The 15,120-nt window shown below is 71.8% G+C and carries 13 protein-coding genes; 5 read left to right on the top strand and 8 right to left on the bottom strand.

The window, feature by feature from the left end:
- Nucleotides 1–129: 129 nt before the first annotated feature.
- The 7 genes from AQJ54_RS03615 to AQJ54_RS03590 form a co-directional block, all read right to left on the bottom strand.
- Nucleotides 130–1,884: a dipeptide ABC transporter ATP-binding protein gene (locus AQJ54_RS03615; protein WP_062233824.1), complete on the bottom strand. Its 1,755-nt coding sequence runs from the start codon at nucleotides 1,882–1,884 to the stop codon at nucleotides 130–132.
- Nucleotides 1,881–2,879, bottom strand: a complete 999-nt coding sequence (locus AQJ54_RS03610) for an ABC transporter permease (protein WP_062233821.1) — start codon at nucleotides 2,877–2,879, stop codon at nucleotides 1,881–1,883. Before AQJ54_RS03610 ends, AQJ54_RS03615 begins: the two co-directional genes overlap by 4 nt.
- Entirely contained in the window at nucleotides 2,876–3,916 is a 1,041-nt protein-coding gene (locus AQJ54_RS03605) for an ABC transporter permease (protein WP_062233818.1), read from the bottom strand. Before AQJ54_RS03605 ends, AQJ54_RS03610 begins: the two co-directional genes overlap by 4 nt.
- A 4-nt stretch (nucleotides 3,917–3,920) precedes the next feature.
- Nucleotides 3,921–5,639, bottom strand: coding sequence for an ABC transporter substrate-binding protein (locus AQJ54_RS03600; RefSeq protein ID WP_062233816.1), 1,719 nt, complete (start codon nucleotides 5,637–5,639; stop codon nucleotides 3,921–3,923).
- 166 nt (nucleotides 5,640–5,805) lie between these two features.
- On the bottom strand, nucleotides 5,806–5,901 hold the full coding sequence (locus AQJ54_RS47550) for an Ms4533A family Cys-rich leader peptide (protein ID WP_324606064.1): 96 nt from the start codon (nucleotides 5,899–5,901) through the stop codon (nucleotides 5,806–5,808).
- Nucleotides 5,902–5,970: 69 nt separating this feature from the next.
- Complete coding sequence (locus tag AQJ54_RS03595) at nucleotides 5,971–7,488, bottom strand: DUF3152 domain-containing protein (RefSeq protein ID WP_062233813.1); 1,518 nt, start codon at nucleotides 7,486–7,488, stop codon at nucleotides 5,971–5,973.
- 8 nt (nucleotides 7,489–7,496) lie between these two features.
- Nucleotides 7,497–8,552, bottom strand: a complete 1,056-nt coding sequence (locus tag AQJ54_RS03590) for an alpha/beta fold hydrolase (protein WP_062233810.1) — start codon at nucleotides 8,550–8,552, stop codon at nucleotides 7,497–7,499.
- Nucleotides 8,553–8,783: 231 nt separating this feature from the next.
- Between AQJ54_RS03590 and AQJ54_RS03585 the strand changes: the two genes are divergently transcribed.
- The 4 genes from AQJ54_RS03585 (at nucleotide 8,784) to AQJ54_RS03570 (ending at nucleotide 10,704) form a co-directional block, all read left to right on the top strand.
- The gene (locus AQJ54_RS03585; RefSeq protein ID WP_062024022.1) at nucleotides 8,784–9,002 is read left to right on the top strand and encodes a hypothetical protein; all 219 of its coding nucleotides are present in this window, start codon (nucleotides 8,784–8,786) and stop codon (nucleotides 9,000–9,002) included.
- A gap of 196 nt (nucleotides 9,003–9,198) precedes the next feature.
- Nucleotides 9,199–9,840 (top strand): TetR/AcrR family transcriptional regulator, encoded by a 642-nt coding sequence (locus tag AQJ54_RS03580; protein ID WP_028809475.1) that lies wholly within the window; start codon nucleotides 9,199–9,201, stop codon nucleotides 9,838–9,840.
- A 187-nt stretch (nucleotides 9,841–10,027) separates the two neighbouring features.
- Nucleotides 10,028–10,255 carry a DUF3107 domain-containing protein gene (locus tag AQJ54_RS03575; RefSeq protein ID WP_020136741.1) on the top strand — a complete coding sequence of 76 codons (228 nt, stop codon included), beginning with the start codon at nucleotides 10,028–10,030 and terminating at the stop codon, nucleotides 10,253–10,255.
- A 182-nt stretch (nucleotides 10,256–10,437) separates the two neighbouring features.
- Nucleotides 10,438–10,704: a hypothetical protein gene (locus tag AQJ54_RS03570; protein ID WP_062024221.1), complete on the top strand. Its 267-nt coding sequence runs from the start codon at nucleotides 10,438–10,440 to the stop codon at nucleotides 10,702–10,704.
- A 409-nt stretch (nucleotides 10,705–11,113) separates the two neighbouring features.
- Here the strand turns inward: AQJ54_RS03570 and AQJ54_RS03565 are convergent, their stop codons facing one another.
- On the bottom strand, nucleotides 11,114–11,851 hold the full coding sequence (locus AQJ54_RS03565; protein ID WP_207917350.1) for a ferritin-like fold-containing protein: 738 nt from the start codon (nucleotides 11,849–11,851) through the stop codon (nucleotides 11,114–11,116).
- A 497-nt stretch (nucleotides 11,852–12,348) separates the two neighbouring features.
- Here AQJ54_RS03565 and AQJ54_RS03560 point away from each other — a divergent pair, with 497 nt between their 5' ends.
- Nucleotides 12,349–14,883 carry a DEAD/DEAH box helicase gene (locus AQJ54_RS03560; protein WP_062233807.1) on the top strand — a complete coding sequence of 845 codons (2,535 nt, stop codon included), beginning with the start codon at nucleotides 12,349–12,351 and terminating at the stop codon, nucleotides 14,881–14,883.
- Nucleotides 14,884–15,120: the final 237 nt, after the last annotated feature.

Raw genomic sequence — 15,120 nt, 5'->3', positions numbered from 1 at the left:
GAACGTATGCGGACAAGGCGGTGGCGCGACGGACGGTTGTCCATCGCGCCACCAAAAGGGGTGAACGCTCGTAACTTTCCCGTGCGGGTCGCGTTCGGTCGCGCTAAGAGATCATGCGGACACGGAACGTCAGCTCACGGCCACTGCCCCGCGTTCGGCCCGGCGCCGGGCCGCGATCTCGGGATCGAGGGCCGGTACGGCGGTCAGGAGCTGCTTGGTGTACGCGTCGCGCGGGCTGTCGTAGACCTCGTCGGCCGGGCCCTCCTCGACGATCCGGCCGCGCCGCATCACGGCGACCCGGTCGCTGACCTGGCGGACGACGGCGAGGTCGTGCGCGACGAAGACCAGGGCGAGTCCGAGCTCCCGTTGCAGCTCGCCGAGCAGGGCCACCACCTGGGCCTGGGTGGTGACGTCGAGCGCGGAGACGGGCTCGTCGCAGACGATGACGCGCGGATCGGCCGCGAGCGCCCGCGCGATGCCCACGCGCTGGCGCTGGCCGCCGCTGAACTCGTGCGGGTAGCGGTCGTAGTGCGCCCCTTCGAGCCCCACGCGCTCCAGGAGCTCCCGGACGCGCCCCCTGATCCGCTGCTCGTCCCGTTCGCCACGCGCGCGGATGGGGTCCGCGATGGACTCGCCCACGCTGCGGCGGGGGTTGAGGGAGGAGACGGGGTCCTGGAAGACCATCTGCACGGCCGGGTTCACGCCCACGCGCGCGTGGCCGTCGTGACGGACCTGCCCCGCCGTGGGTTCCAGCAGGCCGACCAGCATCCGCCCCAGCGTCGTCTTGCCGCTGCCGCTCTCGCCGACCACGCCGAGGGTCTCGCCCCGGCGGACGGTCAGGGAGACGCCGTCGACGGCCGCAAAGGCCCTCTTCCCGCGGCCGAACTCGCGCCGAAGACCCACGGCCTCCAGAACGACCTCGGGCGCGGGCTCCAGAACAACCTCGGGCGCGGCCTCCGCAGCGCCCTCTCCGGACCCGCCGAAGGCACCCCCGCCGGACCCGCCGGAAGCGCCGGACCCGCCGGAGGCACCCCCGCCGGACCCGCCGGAAGCGCCCACAGCGGACCCCCCGGAGACGCCCGCTCCGGACCCCCCGGAGGTCACGCGGGGCGCGTCCACGCGTGGGACCGCGGCGAGCAGTTCGCGCGTGTAGGCCTGCGCGGGCGCCCCGAGGACCGTGCCGACCGGCCCGTGCTCGACCGTCCGCCCGTGCCGCATGACGAGCACGTCGTCGACGCTCTCGGCGGCGACACCCACGTCGTGCGTGACCAGCAGCAGGCCCATGCCGGTCTCCTGGCGCAGCGTGTGCAGCAGGTCGAGGATCTGGGCCTGGACGGTCACGTCGAGCGCGGTGGTCGGTTCGTCGGCGATCAGCAGCTCGGGCTCGCAGGCCAGCGCCATCGCGATGAGGGCACGCTGGCGCATCCCGCCGCTGAACTCGTGCGGACGGGACCGGGACCGGCGTACGGCGTCCGGGATGCCGACCCGGTCGAGCACCTCCACCGCACGCGCGCGTGCCGTTCGACGCGACACACGCGTGTGCACGCGGTACACCTCGGCGATCTGGTCGCCGATCGCGTAGTACGGGTCGAGGGAGGACAGCGGGTCCTGGAAGACCATGGCGGCCTTCGCGCCCCGCAGCCGGCGCAGTTCGTCGTCCGACGCCTGCTGTACGTCCACTCCGGCGACGCCGACCGAACCGCTCACGCGCGCGCCCGTGCCGCGGTGCAGCCCGAGCAGGGCCGAGGCGACGGTGGACTTGCCGGAGCCGGACTCGCCGACCAGGGCGAGCGCGGCACCCGGGGCCAGGGTGAAGGAGAGGCCGTCGACGGCGCGCAGGTCGCCGAACTCGACCGTCAGGTCGGTCACATGGACGAGACTCATGCGAGCACCACCCGTCGGTCGGCCACCGCGTACAGGACGTCCGCGACGGCGTTGGCGAGCACCACGAAGAAGCCGATGACCAGGACCATGCCGACGACGACCGGGAGGTCGACGACGGTGACGGCGTGGACCAGTTCCTGGCCGATGCCGGGCAGCCCGAACAGCGACTCGATGAGGACGGCACCGCCGACCGCGCTGCCGAAGTCGTTGGCGTTCAGGGCGATGATCGGCGCGAGGGCGCCGCGCAGGGCGTGCCGGCCGACGATGGAGCGCTCGCCGACGCCGTAGGCACGGAAGGTGCGGATGTGGTCCTCGGCGAGCGTCTCCAGCATCGACGCCCGGGTGAGCCGCGCGAAGTAGGCCGCCTCGCCGAGGGCGAGCGTGACCCAGGGCAGCAGCAGGCCCCACATCCACTGCTCGGGGTCGTCGGAGAAGGGGACGTACTCCGGGAAGGGCAGCAGTTCCAGCTGTCCGCAGACCACGATCATCAGGACCAGGCCGATGACGAACGCGGGCGTGGCGACGCCCGCGAGGGTGACGCCGGTCAGGGCGCGCTCGCTGAAGCGGCCGCGCCGCCAGGCGGAGAGCACACCGGTGCCGACGCCCAGCAGCAGCCAGAGCACCATGCCGCCGACGACCAGGGACAGGCTGACCGGCAGCTTGTTCAGGATGATCTGCGTGACCTGTTGGTCGCTCTGGTACGACAGCCCGAGGCAGGGCGCCGGGCAGTGCTCGACGGAGGTGCCGGTGGAGTAGTCGTGGCCCACGACCATGCCCTGGAGGAAGTGCCAGTAGCGCAGGTACAGCGGGTCGTCGAGCCGGAGTTGCTGGGCGACCTGGTGGACCTGTTCCGGCGAGCAGCGCGGGCCGCAGGTGATCTGGGCGACGTTGCCGGGGGTGGCGTAGAAGACGACGTAGATGATCACCGAGAGGGCGAGCAGGGTGAGGACGGCGCTCACGGTCCGGCGTACGGCGAATCCCGTGAAGCCGCTCATGAAATGGCCTCCTTGGCGTTGGCGGGCCCGGGTTCGGCCGCCCCGCTCAGGTCGGACCGCGCCTCGCGCTTGCGGCCCGTGCCGACGCGCAGGCGGGAGGCCGCGCGCGGGTCGAGGGCGGTGCGGACGCCGTCGCCGAGGACGGTGAGGGCGAGCACGGTCACGAAGAGCGCGGCCGCGGGCAGCAGGAGGTACTGCGGGGCGGCCTGGTACCAGACGTTGGCGGAGGAGAGCATCTGTCCCCAGGACGCGGTGGGCGGCTTCACGCCGACGCCGAGGAAGGACAGCGACGCCTCGATGCTGATGTTCGCCGGGACCATGAGCGCCGCGTACGTGATGACGGGGGCGGCGAGGCCGGGCAGCAGTTCGCGGCGGGCGATCCGCCAGGTGCCCCAGCCGCTGAGCCGGGCGGCGGCCACGTAGTCGAGTTCCTTGAGGGTGAGGGTCTGGGCACGGGCGATCTTGCCGATGGTGCCCCAGGCGACGAAGCCGATGACGAGGGCGACCAGGATCGGCCTCGGGAAGTTCTCGGGCACGATCGCCAGCAGGGCCAACGCCATGATCATCAACGGCATCGCCACGATGATGTCGGTGACCCGGCTCAACAGTTGATCAACCCATCTGTTGCCGAGCGCGGCGGCGACGCCCACGACGACGCCGAGCAGGACCTGGACGGCGGTGGCGCCCAGCGCGACACCCAGGGAGACCCTGGCGCCGTACACCAGCCGGGCGAACAGGTCGCGGCCGGTCTGCGGTTCGACGCCGAGCCAGTGGTCCCCGCTGACGCCCCCGAAGGAGCCGATGGGGACGCCGCCGCGCGCGGAGTCGACGAGGGAGGGGTGGTAGGTGGTCGGGTCCTGGCCCTCCAGCGCGGTGAGCAGGGGCGCGGCGAGCGCCACCAGGACGAGCAGCGCGACGACGCCCGCCGCGACCATGGCGGCGCGCTGCGCCCGCAGCCGCCGCCAGAACTGACGGGCCCCCGAGATCCCCGGGGCGGTTGCCCCGGGGATCTCGGCGGCGACAAGTGCCTCGCTCATCGGGTTACTTGACCGCGACCTGCGAGATGTCCAGGACGCCGGTCCAGTCGCTGATCACGACGTTCCTGATGTCCTTGCCGACCAGCCGCTTGTAGACGGGGTGGAACAGCGGCACGGTCAGCGCCTGCTCGCCGATCTTCTTGTCCAGTGCGCCCCACCTCTTGGCGGCCGCGTCAAGATCGGTCAACTTGTTGATCGCGTCAATCTCGGCATTGACCGACTTGTCATTGAGCAGGCCCGAGTTGAAGTTCGCGCCGTCCTTGACGATCTGCCGGCCGTCGAAGATCGGGGCGAGGAAGGGGCCGCCGGAGGGCCAGTCGGCACCCCAGGCGGAGAGGAAGAAGCCGGGCTCCTTCTTCACGTCGTGGATCGTGTCCGAGTAGTTGTTGTCCTCCAGGCCCTGGAGCTTGACCGTGATGCCGGCCTTCTTGAGCGCGTCCTGGATCGCGGTGGCGATCTCGGGGCTGGTCTTGAAGTTCTGGGCGTTGTCGTGGGTCAGCGTGACGGTCAGGCCGTTCGGGTAGCCGGCCTCCTTCAGCAGTTCCTTGGCCTTGGCCGCGTTGCCGGTGGCACCCGCCGGGAAGAGGTCGTACGGCTCGTAGCCGAAGGACTTCTGGTCGGGCAGGAAGGTCGTGGCGGCCTCGGCAAGGGCGGAACCGCCCGCCGCGTTCACCACGGAGGAGCGGTCGACGGCGTAGGAGATCGCCTGACGCACCTTGGCGTTGTCGAACGGCTTGACCTTCGGGTTGAACGCTATGTAGTTCGTGTAGCCGAAGTGGCCGGTGCCGACGCGGGCCGCGAGCTCCTTGTCGCCGGTCACCTTGGCGAGTTCGGCCGGGCCGAGGTTGGTGTCCGTGGTGACCGCGGCCGCGTCCGCCCCCTGGGACGCCGACAGCCGCTGGTTGATCACCGAGGAGTCGAGGCCGGACTTCACGTCGATCCTGTCCGGGTAGGCCTTGCGCTCGGGGTCGGTGGCGGCGGACCAGTACGTGTTGCGCTCCAGGAGGAGCGTCTCGCCGTCGTTCTCGTTCTTGACGACCTTGTAGGGCCCGGACGAGACCGGGTGCTCCTCGTACTTGGTGCCGGTGTCCTTGGCCTTCGGGACGGGCGCGAACTGCGTCTGCGTGGCGAGGTACGGGAACTCGCCCTCGGGCTTGTTCAGGTGGAAGACGATGGTCCGCGCGTCCGGCGTCTCGATCGCCGGGAGGCCCTTCTTGTCCTTGTACGGCCCCTGGTAGTCGGAGGCGCCGACCAGCCAGTCCCGCAGGTAGGGGGCGCCGCCGGACAGCTCGGGCGCGAAGGACCGCTCGATGCCGTACTTGATGTCGGCCGAGGTGATCGCGGTGCCGTCCTCGTACTTGAGGCCCTTCTTCAGGGTGTACGTCCACACGGTCGCGTCCTTATTAGGGCGCCCGGTGTCGGTGGCGAGGTCGGGGACGACCTTGGTGCCCTCGGCGCCGCTCTCGCGGTTGCGGGTGGTGAGGGTGCGGAAGACGAGCGAGGGCACGTTGCCGCCGCCGGAGGTGTACAGCCGGGCCGGGTCGAAGTCCGACTGCGGGTCGGAGTTCAGGACCGTGAGGGTGCCGCCCTTGTGGGGCGTGGAGTCGCCACCGGAGCTCTTGGCATCGTTGTCCTCAGGACCGCAGGCGGCTGCGCCCGCGGCCAGAACCAGGCTTACGGACACCGCGGCCACGCGGCGCTTAGTGAGGGACGGTTGACGCATCGGAGACGACCTCTCGAAATGACGAGTCTCGAATGGCGAGACAGATTGACGAAGGGTGAGACAAAAGTGGACGGACGTCTGCCCCGGCGTCAGGTCGTCGAAAAGCCGTGACCGAGGTCACGGAAGGTGATCGGAATTCGCGACGCGCGCGCCAGAGGGGCGGGCGTCAGCGACAGAGAATGTCGGCCACGCAGAGCGGGGTCACACCGATGAGCGCCAGCTCAATGGCGGCGCTGTTCTCGACGGCATGACTAGACCACATGGGCAGCAATATGTATGACTGGATCAACCCATGTCAATCTGACTGTCAATCCGACATCCGCGCCCTTCGTCAACTCCCCGGGTAGGGCCAGGGATTGGGCCGGCAGTGGATCCCGTCGTGGTCGAGGAACTTGGTCTGCTGCTGCATCACGGGCGCGAGCTCGCCGTTCTTGTCGCACGTCACATGGGAGTAGCCGAGACGGTGGCCGACTTCATGGTTGATCAACATCTGCCGGTACGCATGGATCCGATCACCGTATGTGGTTGATCCCTGCGCCCATCGATACGCATTGATCATCACTCGTTCGGTGGCGGCCGAGTCGCAGGAGACGTTGTCCTCGGTGGTGTCGAGACCGGACTTGGCGCACCAGTCCGCCGTGGTGCCGGGGCTCGCGAGCGTGATCACGAAGTCGGGCTTGCCGGTGTAGACGCGCTCGAAGGTCCGGGCACCGCCGTGGGCCCAGCTGCGGTCGTCGTTGAGCGTCTTCTGGACGGCCTCGGCGAAGAGCGCGCCGTCGAGCCCGAGTCCCTGCTCCACGTCCACGCGGTAGGTGTACTTCTGTCCCTTGCCGGGCGCCTTGTCGACCCCCGGGACCGCGTCGAACTTCCCCGAGCCGTCGAGCTTCGCGCTCAGCGGGTACTTGGTGCCCATCGCCTGCTCGTACGTCAGCGTGGCGACACTGGGCGAGCCGGACGGTGTCGGCTGCCCGGCCGTGACGGAGTCCCGGGCGTCGCGCGCCTGGTCGGTCGCCGCCGAGGTGCCCGCGGCGGTGTCGCGGTCACCGGTGACCTGTCCGGCCACGACGACCGCGAGCACGGTGACGACGGCCGCGGCCGCTATGCCGGTGAACGTCCGGCCCTTGCCGCCCTTCGCCGACGGCGGGGCGTCGAGGGGCGGCGTCTCGTCGGAGCCCGAGCCGGAGGCGGCGCCGGTTCCGACGCCGCCGCGGGTGTCGTCCGGCCAGTCGGTGACAGAGCCGTAGGAGCCGTAAGGGTCGGAGGGGAGCGCGGCGACGGACGTCGCGGCGCCTCGGCGAGGCCCATGACCTTCGGTGAACGCGTCGAGGTAGTCCTGGCGGGGCCCCTGCCGAGTCCCCGCCGACTGCTGCCGCTGCCCCTGCCGCTGGCGCGGGAGAGCGCCCGCCGGCCCGGTGGCGGCCTGTCCGCCCGGACCGCGGCCGTCCAACTCCCCCCAGCCGCCGCCGGATTCACGCTGTTCGGGATGCCCGCCACGCGCCCGGGGGGTTCCCTGGGCAGGGGTGCCGTCGGCGATGCGGGGGAAACCGTGCGCGGGCGTGCCGTCCGGCAGCCGGGGCAGACCCCGCGCGGGGGTGCCCTCCGGAAGCCGCGGGAAGCCGTGCGCCGGCGTGCCGTCGGGCAGCCTCGGGCCGCCCTGTGCGGGAACCCGGCGTCCGGCACCTCCCGGCGCAGGCACCCCGGCCTGGCTCAGGTTCCGCGCCCGGCCGCCCGGCACCTCCGCGCCCGCACCGGGACCGGGACCCGCCTTCCCCGCCCCGCCGCCGTCACTCGAACTGCTGTTGTCGGACCCCTTCTTGGGAGCGGGCCCGCGTCGACTGTGGCGTCCCACGCCCCGCCTCAGCTCCCCACGGCCGTGGCATCGGCGCCGCCACCGGAGGCCGTCCCGGCCTCGCTCCGACCCACTGAGCCCCGCACCGGGCCGGACCCGCCCGAGGCGGATTCCCCCTTGTCCGAGACGAAGTCGCGGAACGCGCCCGCCACCGTCTCCGGGTACTCCATCATCGCCACGTGCCCCGCCTCCGGCAGGGTCAGCAGCCGGGAGTCGCGGAAGGTGCGGGCCGCCTTCTGGGCCATGCGGAAGCCGACGAGCTGGTCCTTGCCGCCGTAGACGAGCAAGGTCGGGGCGAGGACCCGCTCGGCCTGACGCCAAAGCGCGTGCTGGCCGCCCAGGGTGTACGCGTTGACCAGCCCGCGCGCGGACCGTGCCATCGCGTCCCAGAAGTACGGCAGTTGCAGCCGCCGTTCCATCTCCTCCACGGCGTGCTGGAAGCCCTCGGGGGTGACCCGGCCGGGGTCGCCGTAGCAGAGTGCCGTGACACCGCGGACGCGCTGCTCGGCCGTCCAGTTCCTGCTGTACCGGGTGAACAGACCGGCCACACCCGGCAGCGCCAGCAGGCCCGTGGGCACGGCGGTGCGCTGGACGCGGATCTCCGGGAGGGCCGGGGAGACGAGGGTGAGGGTGCGGACCAGGTCCGGCCGCACCGCGGCGACCCGCGTGGAGACCGCGCCGCCGAGGGAGTTCCCGAAGAGGTGGACGGGCCCGCGGCCGGAGGCGTCGAGGAAACGGATCACCGCGCGGGCGTGCGCGGTGACCGAGTAGTTGCCGTCGTCCGGCGGCGGGGAGTCTCCGAAGCCGGGCAGGTCCAGGGCCTCGCCGTCGACATCGCCCTCCAACTGCTCCATCAGCGCGGACCAGTTCTGCGAGGAACCGCCGAGGCCGTGGACGTACAACGCGGGCGGCAGGCCCTCGCGCGCGGGTGGTCGTGAACGCACCGTCAGGGTGATCCCCTGAAGGCCCACCGAGCGGAGCCGCTCGCCCTCACCGACCCTGACGGGCGACACCTTCGGAAGCACATTGGCGGGCGGCACGAAGGGCACCTCGGTCGAAGACATGCGGCAATGTTACGAGACGATCACGCACTGGTTCATGTGTTCGCCATCACAGAGCACATGTACGGGGCGCCGTCACCGGGGTCCACGGGGCACATACCGCCCACATTCACCGCACTCGCATCGCAGGCGCATCGCATGGCGTCCAGATCGGGTGTCTCCTAGGCTCGAAGGCAGGGCACCCGCATGTGGCCCCCTGTGCGCATCAGGGACGTTCTAGGAAGGGAGCCCGCCATGGCCCACGACCCCACCGACCCCGAGGCCTTCGAGGAAGAGTCCGACGACGTCGAGCTCGACGTCGAGGCTCCGGAGGTGGACGCGGCCGAGCAGCACACCGACATCGCGCCGGACCGCGACGACCCGCTGACCGGCGTGGACCCCGGCCTGGCCAGCGAGGCCGACCTGATCGAGCAGGCCAGGGTGGTCTCGATCGACGAGGACGACTACCGGTGACACCGAGCCATTCCAGGCAGGAACGGGACACAAACGGAGCGGGCCCTGCCCGTCGGATCCCTGTTTGAAACCTTTGAGTGGCTTTCGTCACTGTCCGGTCCGTGAAATTCTGCGTCCGCACCGCGCACAGCACGGTTACCGAAAAGTACGATGGCGGCGCGGCGCACACCGCACGTGGACGACATTGGGAGGCGGCGTGACAGCCATCGAGCAGACAGAGGCGGCGCGCCCGCGAGGGACGCGACTGCCCCGCCGTGCCCGACGGAACCAGCTGCTGGGTGCCGCGCAGGAAGTCTTCGTGGCACAGGGCTACCACGCGGCCGCGATGGACGACATCGCCGAGCGGGCCGGCGTCAGCAAGCCGGTGCTCTACCAGCACTTCCCGGGCAAGCTCGACCTCTACCTGGCGCTGCTGGACCAGCACTGCGAGTCGCTGATCCAGGCCGTGCGCAGCGCGCTGGCGTCGACGACCGACAACAAGCAGCGCGTCCGCGCGACCATGGACGCGTACTTCGCGTACGTCGAGGACGACGGCGGCGCTTTCCGTCTCGTCTTCGAGTCGGACCTGACGAACGAGCCCGCGGTCCGCGAGCGCGTCGACAAGGTCACCAACGAGTGCGCGGAGGCCATCCGCGACGTGATCGCCGAGGACACCGGCCTCTCGCCCGCGGAGGCGATGCTGCTGGCCTCCGGGCTCGGTGGCCTCGCCCAGGTCGTGGCGCGCTCCTGGCTGCACAGCGACCGCAGCGTGCCGCGCGACCAGGCGGTCCAGCTGCTGACCTCGCTGGCGTGGCGGGGCATCGCCGGCTTCCCGCTGCACGGCACCGACCACCACTGAGGCCGCCGGCGGTGCGCCGCCGGCAACACCATCCGACCCGCACGTGCGCGTGCGGGTCGTTTGTTCCCGTCCGGTGTTCGCTGTTGGCGTTCTCAGGCGGAGCGTGTACGTCCCCTCACCGGGCTAATGTGTGCTGGGTACGGCGCGGAAGGTCGCGCACTTCACTGACCGTCGGAGGGACATAGCCGTGGAGGTCAAGATCGGCGTGCAGCACGCGCCCCGCGAGATCGTTCTGGAGAGCGGTCAGAGCGCCGAGGATGTCGAGCGGGCGGTGGCGGACGCGCTGGCCGGCAAGTCTCAGCTGCTGAGCCTGGTGGACGAACACGGCCGCAAGGTCCTCGTCCCGGCCGACCGTCTCGCGTACGTCGAGCTCGGTGAGCCGGCTCCGCGCAAGGTGGGCTTCGGCGCCCTGTAGGCAGACGACGAGGAGGGGCCCGGCGACATGAAGTCGCCGGGCCCCTCCTCGCGTTGTGCCCGGAATCTCCCCTCCCCGTACGGAGCACGACTCGCGCCTCGGGGAGGATTGCATTCCGCAGGTCACGGGTATGACGGGCTACGACCGTGATGGCAGTGTGGCCGTGTGGGAGGGACTCCATGATGTTGTTCGAAGCGCTCGGCTCCGCACTGCTCGGTCTGGTGCTGGCGGGGGTGGCATTGCGCCGCCTCTCGCACCGTCTGCCCGCCCGGTCCCTGGTCCTCGCGACGGGCCCCGCGGGAGCCCTCTTCGGCGCCTTCGTCACGCACACCGCCCTGGACCCGGGCAATGTCCTGCTGATCCTGCTGGGCGCGGCGGTCGTCTCCGTCGCCTCACTGTCCCTCCTGCTGCGCCCGTCGGGAAGACTCCGCCGCTCAGCCACGGCGTGAAGAGCGGCAACGGGGACGCCGAGTAGGGCGGCGGCGGGGGTCGCGCGCCAGGAGGCGCGGCCTCACTGGAGTCAGGCTGCTCAGGGCTGGTCCTGTCAGGCAGGACCAGCCCTGAAACCGGAAAGGCCTACGTGAAGCAGGCGCCCCAGTGGAGCGCCCGCAGCCGCAGCAGAGACCGGCCTCTCGCCAGTGACACCGCCCCGGCAGCTCCGGCGGGAGACCGGCAGCCTCCCTTGGGCGCCCTCAGTGGGAGATCAGCGGCCTCCTCCGGGCGGCCCCATAGGAGATCAGCCGCCTCCCCCGGGCGGCCCCGGTAGGAGATCAGCCGCCTCCCCACGTCAAGGCGCCCCGGCAAGAGGCCGAGCCGGCACCCGTGCCCTCGGCCGGGCTGCCCCGCCGCCCCCGACAACTACGCCGCGAGCCCCAGCGCGGCCATCCGCTTGGTGTGGGCCTCGGTGATGCGGGAGAACATCCGGCCCACCTCGGCGAGATCGAAGCCGTCGGCGACGCCGCCCACGAGCATCGTCGACAGGGCGTCCCGGTCCGCGACCACCCGCTGCGACTGCGACAGCGCCTCCCCCATCAACCGCCGTGCCCACAGGGCGAGTCGACCGCCCACCCGCGGCTCCGCGTCGATCGCCGCGCGCACCTTCTCGACGGCGAACCCGGCGTGCCCGGTGTCGTCGAGCACGGCCAGGACCAGCTCGCGCGTGTCCGAGTCGAGCCGCTCGGCGACCTCGCGGTAGAAGTCACTGGCGATCGAGTCGCCGACGTACGCCTTGACGAGCCCCTCCAGCCAGTCCGAGGGCGCCGTCTGCCGGTGGAAGCCGTCCAGGGCCGCGACGAACGGCTCCATGGCGAGTGTCGGCTCCTCCCCGATCTCGGCCAGCCGGTCGCGCAGCTTCTCGTAGTGGTGGAACTCGGCCGACGCCATCTTCGCCAGCTCCGCCTTGTCCGCGAGGGTCGGCGCCAGCTTGGCGTCCTCCGCGAGCCGCTCGAAGGCCGCGAGCTCGCCGTACGCCAGTGCGCCGAGGAGATCGACGACCGCGGCCCGGTACTGCGGTTCCGTGGCGGCCTGGGCCCAGTCCTGGGCGGCCACTCCGGTGCGTTCGGCGGGTGCGTCAGAGGTGTTGTCAGGCGTCGTCATGAAGCGCACAATAGTCCGCTCGCCGCGCCTCGGAAGTCCCTGGTCAATCAGTGTGACGACGACGACGTGACCAAATCGGCCATCACATGTGCGCGATTCCGAGGTATGGTGGTAATGCGCCTGCTGGTACGACGGCACTTCACTAGTGCGCCGTGCCTCGACAGGCCGCACGTATGAGGATGCCCGGTCGGTGGCCCGATCGGCTCCGACCCGACAGCCCTCCTCGCCCGTACGGCACTGTGCGTACGGAGTTCGGAGGGGGACCCTCAGCGGTACGAGCGCTAGAGCGTCGGCAGTGGTCCCGTGCCATTACGGCTTCGCCCGTAAGGCAGCCGACGTCCCCAGCACGGTTATGACGACCCCCCGCGCTCGCCTCGCACCGCGCACACAGAAGAGGCAGCACCCTGACTACGACTTTCCGCGATCTCGGGATTCTCACCGAGACGGCCGAGGCCCTCGAAGCCGTCGGCATCATCAACCCGTTCCCCATCCAGGAGATGACGCTCCCGGTCGCCCTCTCCGGCACCGACGTCATCGGCCAGGCGAAGACCGGCACCGGCAAGACGCTGGGCTTCGGCCTCCCGCTCCTGGAGCGCGTCACCGTCCCCGCCGACGTCGAGGCCGGCCGCGCCAGGCCCGAGGACCTCACCGACGCCCCGCAGGCGCTCGTCGTCGTCCCGACCCGTGAGCTCTGCACGCAGGTCACCAACGACCTGCTGACCGCCGGCAAGGTGCGCAACGTCCGCGTTCTGGCCATCTACGGCGGCCGCGCCTACGAGCCCCAGGTCGAGGCCCTCAAGAAGGGCGTCGACGTCGTCGTCGGCACCCCGGGCCGGCTCCTGGACCTCGCGGGACAGAAGAAGCTCAACCTGGGCCACATCAAGGCGCTCGTCCTCGACGAGGCCGACGAGATGCTCGACCTGGGCTTCCTGCCCGACGTCGAGAAGATCATCAACCTGCTGCCGGCCCGCCGCCAGACCATGCTGTTCTCGGCGACCATGCCGGGCGCGGTCATCGGTCTCGCGCGCCGCTACATGTCCCAGCCCACCCACATCCGCGCCACCGCGCCGGACGACGAGGGCAAGACGGTCGCGAACACCGCGCAGTTCGTCTACCGCGCGCACAACATGGACAAGCCCGAGATGGTCGCGCGGATACTGCAGTCCGACGGCCGGGGCCTGGCCATGGTCTTCTGCCGTACCAAGCGCACCGCGGCCGACCTCGCCGACCAGCTCAAGCAGCGCGGCTTCGCGGCCGGCGCGGTCCACGGCGACCTCGGCCAGGGCGCCCGCGAGCAGGCGCTGCGCGCCTTCCGCAACGGCAAGGTGGACGTCCTCGTCTGCACCGACGTCGCCGCCCGCGGCATCGACGTCGAGGGTGTCACCCACGTCATCAACTACCAGTCGCCCGAAGAGGAGAAGACGTACCTGCACCGCATCGGCCGTACCGGCCGCGCGGGTGCCAAGGGCATCGCCATCACCCTCGTCGACTGGGACGACATCCCGCGCTGGCAGCTGATCAACAAGGCGCTGGAGCTCAACTTCAACGACCCGCCGGAGACGTACTCCACCTCCCCGCACTTCTACGAGGAGCTGAACATCCCCGCGGGCACCAAGGGCATCCTGCCGCGCGCCGAGCGCACCCGCGCCGGGCTCGACGCGGAGGAGCTCGAGGACCTGGGCGAGCCGGGCGGACGCGGTGCGCGTGGCCGCGGCGACCGGGACCGGGGTCGTGGCCGGGGTGGCCGGGACGAGTCCCGCTCCGCCGACCGCGAGCGTTCGGAGCGTACGCCGCGCCGTCGCCGTCGTACCCGTGGCGGGAGCGCGCTGGACACCACGGCGCCCGCCGAGGCGGTCGCCCCGTCGGAGAACAGCGTGTCCGCGCCGGCCTCCTCGCCCGAGGACGGCACCGCGACCCGTACGCCGCGCCGCCGTCGCCGTACCCGTGGCGGAGCGGCCGACTCCGCGCCGGTCACGGCGACCACGGCAGCGGTGACGGCTGAGCCGGCCGTGTCCGAGGCCGCCGAGGCCGCGGTCACGACGGCGGAGAGCCCGTCCCTCGACACCGAGGCCCCGGCCAAGCCGCGCCGCCGCCGGACCCGCAAGTCCGCGGAAGCGCCGGTCGAGCAGGCCCAGGCCGCTGTCGTCGAGACCGCGCCGGAGGTGGTCGCGGAGACGCCGGCCACCAAGCCGCGCCGTACCCGCAAGAGCACCGCCGCGGCTCCGGCCGCCGACGCCGCCGAGGTTGCGGTGGACACGGCCGAGGCCACGGAGGCCAAGCCGCGCCGCCGTACCCGCAAGGCCGCGGAGCCCGCCGTGGCAGCGGTGGCCGCGGTCGAGACCGTGGAGGCCCCGAAGGTCACGGAGGCCGCGGACGTCACGGAGGTCGCGGAGACCAAGCCGCGCCGCACCCGCAAGACGGCCGCGACCAAGGCAGCCGAGAGCGCCGAGGCCGCTGTGGACACCGCGGAAGGCACGGCCACCACGCCGCGCCGCCGTACCCGCAAGACCACGGCTGCCGCCCCCGCCGAGATCGCCACGGCCGAGGCCACCGAGACCGCTGCCGAAGCCAAGCCGCGTCGCACCCGCAAGACGGCCGCGACCAAGGCCGCCGAGGCCGCTGTCGACACGGTTGAGGCCACGGCGACCGCGCCGCGCCGCCGTACCCGCAAGGCCGCCGAGCCGGCCGTGGCCGCCGAGATCCCGGTCCAGACGGTCCAGGAGCCGGAGGTGGCCGAGGCCGTCAAGCCGCGCCGTACGCGTAAGACGGCCGCGACCAAGGCCGCCGAGGCCGCTGCGGACACCGCGGAGGGCACGGCCACCAAGCCGCGCCGCACCCGCAAGACCGCCGCAGCCGCCCCCGCGGAGACCGCCACGGCCGAGGTCGCCGAGGCCAAGCCCCGTCGGCGCACCACCCGCAAGGCCGCCGAGCCCGCGGTGACCGCCGACATCCCGGCTCAGGCCGACCAGGAGCCGGCCGCCCCGCGGCGCCGCACCCGCAAGACGGCTGCCACGGAACCCGCGGACAGCTGACCCCACACCGAACGGCCCGGCCCACCTCACGGGGGCCGGGCCGTCGGCGTTCCCCCAGGAGCGCCGGGCACCGCGTGACCAACACCCACCACACCCACCGAGGAACGCCGGGCACCGCGTAACCAACTCCCACCGCACCCACCGAGAAGCGCCGGGCACCGCGTGACCAACACCCACCACACCCACCGAGGAACGCCGGGCACCGCGTAATCAACTCCCACCGCACCCACCGAGGAG

This window comes from Streptomyces griseorubiginosus, from assembly GCF_001514195.1.
GTDB classification, from domain to species: Bacteria; Actinomycetota; Actinomycetes; order Streptomycetales; family Streptomycetaceae; genus Streptomyces; species Streptomyces griseorubiginosus.
This window is presented reverse-complemented; position numbering and strand designations above follow the sequence as displayed.